The organism is Sunxiuqinia sp. A32, assembly GCF_052690465.1.
The window spans coordinates 1-5461 of record NZ_JBQYLI010000038.1 but is presented as its reverse complement, the minus strand read 5'-3'; the positions used below and the strand labels follow the sequence as shown (position 1 = coordinate 5461).

Annotated in this window: 2 tRNA genes and 3 rRNA genes; all 5 read right to left on the bottom strand. The window is 48.9% G+C overall.

Annotated features, from left to right (window positions below):
* Window positions 1-42: 42 nt before the first annotated feature.
* Window positions 43-153, bottom strand: a 5S ribosomal RNA gene (gene rrf / locus ACUNWD_RS20715).
* Between the two features lie 82 nt (window positions 154-235).
* Window positions 236-3106, bottom strand: a 23S ribosomal RNA gene (locus ACUNWD_RS20710).
* Between the two features lie 290 nt (window positions 3107-3396).
* A tRNA-Ala gene (locus tag ACUNWD_RS20705) sits at window positions 3397-3470 on the bottom strand.
* Window positions 3471-3547: 77 nt separating this feature from the next.
* A tRNA-Ile gene (locus ACUNWD_RS20700) sits at window positions 3548-3621 on the bottom strand.
* A gap of 123 nt (window positions 3622-3744) precedes the next feature.
* Window positions 3745-5263: ribosomal RNA gene (locus tag ACUNWD_RS20695) — 16S ribosomal RNA — on the bottom strand.
* Together the 16S, 23S and 5S rRNA genes with 2 tRNA genes alongside form the textbook arrangement of a ribosomal RNA operon.
* Window positions 5264-5461: the final 198 nt, after the last annotated feature.

The following is a 5461-nucleotide window of genomic DNA, read 5'->3' as shown; positions in this document are numbered from 1 at the left end:
AAATAAAAAACCCTGTGCTCTGGAGAACACAGGGTTTGGAAAGATTGGCGACGACCTACTCTCCCACATTTCTGCAGTACCATCGGCGCTGGCGGGCTTAACTTCTCTGTTCGGAATGGGAAGAGGTGGGGCCCCGCCGCAATAGTCACCTAAAATCGTTGATTGCTTAACGCAACACTTAAATATTTTCAACATATTGGGATGAATGAAAAGTAATAACCAACCTTAAAAAATCCAGGGAAAGTCTTCGGGCAATTAGTACTGCTCGGCTTTGCCATCACTGACTTTACACCTGCAGCCTATCAACGTGGTAGTCTCCCACGGCCCTTAAAGGAAATCTCATCTTGAGGCAGGCTTCGTGCTTAGATGCTTTCAGCACTTATCCCTTCCATACATAGCTACCCTGCAATGCAGCTGGCGCCACAACAGGTACACTAGAGGTATGTCCACCGCGGTCCTCTCGTACTAGCAGCAGGTCCTCTCAAATTTCCAACGCCCACAACAGATAGGGACCGAACTGTCTCACGACGTTCTGAACCCAGCTCGCGTGCCACTTTAATGGGCGAACAGCCCAACCCTTGGGACCTTCTCCAGCCCCAGGATGTGACGAGCCGACATCGAGGTGCCAAACCGCTCCGTCGATATGAGCTCTTGGGAGCGATCAGCCTGTTATCCCCGGAGTACCTTTTATCCTTTGAGCGATGGCCCTTCCATGCGGAACCACCGGATCACTATGCTCTAGTTTCCTACCTGGTCGACTTGTCAGTCTCACAGTCAAGCGCGCTTATACCATTATGCTCTACTGACGGTTACCAATCGTCATGAGCGCACCTTTAGAAGCCTCCGTTACTCTTTTGGAGGCGACCACCCCAGTCAAACTACCCACCACACACTGTCCTTCTTGCGAAGTTAGGTCCCGGATAAGCAAAGGGACGTATTTCAAGGATGGCTCCACGAACCCTGGCGAGCCCGCTTCATAGCCTCCGTCCTATCCTACACATCACTTACCCAGAATCAATGTGAAGTTGCAGTAAAGGTTCACGGGGTCTTTCCGTCCCGTTGCGGGTACCCGGCATCTTCACCGAGACTACAATTTCACCGAGCTCATGGCCGAGACAGTGCGCACATCGTTACACCATTCGTGCAGGTCGGAACTTACCCGACAAGGAATTTCGCTACCTTAGGACCGTTATAGTTACGGCCGCCGTTTACCGGGGCTTCATTTCAGCGCTTCTCCGAAGATAACGCCCCCACTTAACCTTCCGGCACCGGGCAGGTGTCAGGCCTTATACATCATCTTTCGATTTAGCAAAGCCATGTGTTTTTGATAAACAGTCGCATGCGCCTTTTCACTGCGGCTCTACCGGAGTAGAGCGCCCCTTCTCCCGAAGTTACGGGGCGATTTTGCCTAGTTCCTTAGCCATGAATCACTCGAGCGCCTCAGGATTCTCTCCTTGACTACCTGTGTCGGTTTGCGGTACGGGCCTTGTATACCTGAAGCTTAGAGGTTTTTCTCGGAAGCCCTTAGGGACACTATCCGCTTGCCCGAAGGCTCACGGTACTGTCAGGTTTCGGCTCAAGTGGCGGATTTGCCTACCACTCTCAACACCTACGCCCTTTAACGTACTATTCCGTCAGTACGCGGTCCTTTCATCACTTCGTCACCCCATCGCAGTATACAAGGGTATTGGAATATTAACCAATTGTCCATCGGGTTCGCCCCTCGGCTACCCCTTAGGTCCCGACTAACCCTGATCCGATTAGCGTTGATCAGGAAACCTTAGTCTATCGGCGAGCAGGTTTCTCACCTGCTTTGTCGTTACTTATGCCTACATTTGCTTTTCCAGACGCTCCACGGCCCCTCACGACACCGCTTCAACGCAGACTGGAATGCTCCCCTACCATAAATCCATAGCTTCGGTGGTATGTTTAATGCCCGATTATTATCCACGCCCAATCGCTCGACTAGTGAGCTGTTACGCACTCTTTAAATGAATGGCTGCTTCCAAGCCAACATCCTAGCTGTCTAAGCAATCGGACCTCGTTTGTTCAACTTAACATACACTTGGGGACCTTAGCTGATGGTCTGGGTTCTTTCCCTCTCGGACATGGACCTTAGCACCCATGCCCTCACTGCTGGTAAGCATCTTATAGCATTCGGAGTTTGTCTGGATTTGATAGGCGGTGAAGCCCTCGCATCCAATCAGTAGCTCTACCTCTATAAGACTCATAACCAACGCTGCACCTAAATGCATTTCGGGGAGTACGAGCTATTTCCCAGTTTGATTGGCCTTTCACCCCTACCCACAGTTCATCCAAAAACTTTTCAACGTTTCCTGGTTCGGTCCTCCATCCCGTGTTACCGGGACTTCAACCTGACCATGGGTAGATCACCAAGGTTTCGCGTCTAGCGCCACTGACTAAAGCGCCCTATTCAGACTCGCTTTCGCTTCGGCTCCGTGTCTTAAACACTTAACCTCGCCAGTGACGACTAACTCGTAGGCTCATTATGCAAAAGGCACGCAGTCATCCGTCAGAAGACGGACTCCTACAGCTTGTAAGCGTACGGTTTCAGGTACTTTTTCACTCCCCTGTTCGGGGTGCTTTTCACCTTTCCCTCACGGTACTGGTTCACTATCGGTCTCTCAGTAGTATTTAGCCTTACCAGATGGTCCTGGCAGATTCAGACAGGATTTCTCGTGTCCCGCCCTACTCAGGGTACCACTATCATTTTAACAATTTACATGTAAGGGGCTGTCACCCGCTTTGGCCAGACTTTCCAGACTGTTCCATTTAATGTTAAAACAAATGTTGTGGCCCTACAACCCCACCATTGCCGAAACAATGATGGTTTAGGCTGTTCCGCGTTCGCTCGCCACTACTTACGGAATCACTATTGTTTTCTCTTCCTCCGGGTACTTAGATGTTTCAGTTCCCCGGGTTAGCTTCCTGCATTGCAGGATATCCTCGAAAGGATGGGTTGTCCCATTCGGAAACCCACGGATCAAAGGTTATTTGCACCTCCCCGCGGTTTATCGCAGCTTATCACGTCCTTCATCGCCTCTGAGAGCCAAGGCATCCCCCGTACGCCCTTAATAACTTTCTCCTATGATTATTTTTTAAGGTTGAATGTACTTCACATTCAATATTTCCCAACATGTCAAAGAACTTTAAAGCTGGCAAGTGTATTAGCTGTGAATCCTGATAATTAAAAGCCTTAATTACTGATCATACACAACTACTTAACCGCTTAACGTTGATACATCCGGATTCGAACCGAATCTTTACACCTCCTGGCGTATCAGTTGTTCCAATATTTTTATGAACTTGTGTTTATTGACTTTTTTTGTCTCTTTCACACTTATACTCCGTACTTATGTACTTTGTAATTGTTTGTGGAGAATAAGGGAGTCGAACCCTTGACCTCTAGAATGCAAATCTAGCGCTCTAGCCAACTGAGCTAATCCCCCGTTTTCAAGTTAAAAGTCAAAAGTGTTAGTCAAAACTGTGTTTTGCCTTTTTTACTTTTTCCTTTTGCCTTAGGCAGTAGTCCCGCCCAGACTTGAACTGGGGACCTCTACATTATCAGTGTAGCGCTCTAACCAGCTGAGCTACGGGACTGTCTTTAATGGCTTTGGCTTCAAGCCTCAAGCTATAAGCTGACAGCTTTCCGCGTTTTGCTCTTATATTTTTTAAAAAGGTAGTGATAAAGAAAAAATGCCTCAGTCTTAAACCAAGCTCCAGAAAGGAGGTGTTCCAGCCACACCTTCCGGTACGGCTACCTTGTTACGACTTAACCCCAGTCATTAGTTTTACCCTAGGCCGCTCCTTGCGGTCACAGACTTCAGGTACCCCCAACTTCCATGGTTTGACGGGCGGTGTGTACAAGGCCCGGGAACGTATTCACCGCGCCATGGCTGATGCGCGATTACTAGCGAATCCAGCTTCACGAAGTCGGGTTGCAGACTTCGATCCGAACTGAGACCGGCTTTAGAGATTAGCATCTAGTCACCTAGTAGCTGCCCTTTGTACCGGCCATTGTAACACGTGTGTAGCCCTGGACATAAGGGCCGTGCTGATTTGACGTCATCCCCACCTTCCTCTCACCTTACGGTGGCAGTCCCGTTAGAGTCCCCAGCCAAACTGATGGTAACTAACGGTAAGGGTTGCGCTCGTTATGGGACTTAACCCGACACCTCACGGCACGAGCTGACGACAACCATGCAGCACCTTGCAAAACGTCCGAAGAAGGACCCCTTTCAGGGTCTGTCGTTCTGCATTTAAGTCCAGGTAAGGTTCCTCGCGTATCATCGAATTAAACCACATGTTCCTCCGCTTGTGCGGGCCCCCGTCAATTCCTTTGAGTTTCACTGTTGCCAACGTACTCCCCAGGTGGCTCACTTAATGCTTTCGCTTGGCCGCATACTGTGTATCGCATACAGCGAGTGAGCATCGTTTACGGCGTGGACTACCAGGGTATCTAATCCTGTTCGCTCCCCACGCTTTCGTACCTCAGTGTCAGTTATAGTTTAGTAAGCTGCCTTCGCAATCGGGGTTCTGTGTAATATCTAAGCATTTCACCGCTACACTACACATTCCGCTTACCTCAACTATACTCAAGCTTTGCAGTATCAATGGCAGTTCTACCGTTAAGCGGCAGGATTTCACCACTGACTTACAAAGCCACCTACGTACCCTTTAAACCCAATGAATCCGGATAACGCTTGGATCCTCCGTATTACCGCGGCTGCTGGCACGGAGTTAGCCGATCCTTATTCCTGCACTACCGTCAAAACCTTACACGTAAGGCACATTCTTGGTGCAGAAAAGAAGTTTACAATACATAGTACATTCATCCTTCACGCGGGATGGCTGGTTCAGGCTTGCGCCCATTGACCAATATTCCTCACTGCTGCCTCCCGTAGGAGTCTGGTCCGTGTCTCAGTACCAGTGTGGGGGATCATCCTCTCAGAACCCCTAGGCATCGTAGTCTTGGTGAGCCGTTACCTCGCCAACTAACTAATGCCACGCATGCCCATCTCAAACCGATAAATCTTTAATTTGTAAACCATGCGGTAAACAAATACTATGGGGTATTAATCCAAGTTTCCCTGGGCTATCCCCCTGTTTGAGGTAGGTTGCATACGCGTTACGCACCCGTGCGCCGGTCGTCATCAGTCCGAAGACCATGTTACCCCTCGACTTGCATGTGTTAGGCCTCCCGCTAGCGTTCATCCTGAGCCAGGATCAAACTCTTCGTTGTATAAAAAATTGTTAGGGTCCGAAAACCCAATCTTGTCTAGCTCGTGGATTAAAACTGTTTAATAGCAATTCTTCCTTATCTTTCTACCTTTTCAATATTTTCAATGAACTTATCTTTTTCGCAAAAAATAACCGCAACTCTCACCGCGGATAAACCTATTTCTTACTACTAAATTCTTCTCGTTTTGAACTCCCTAAT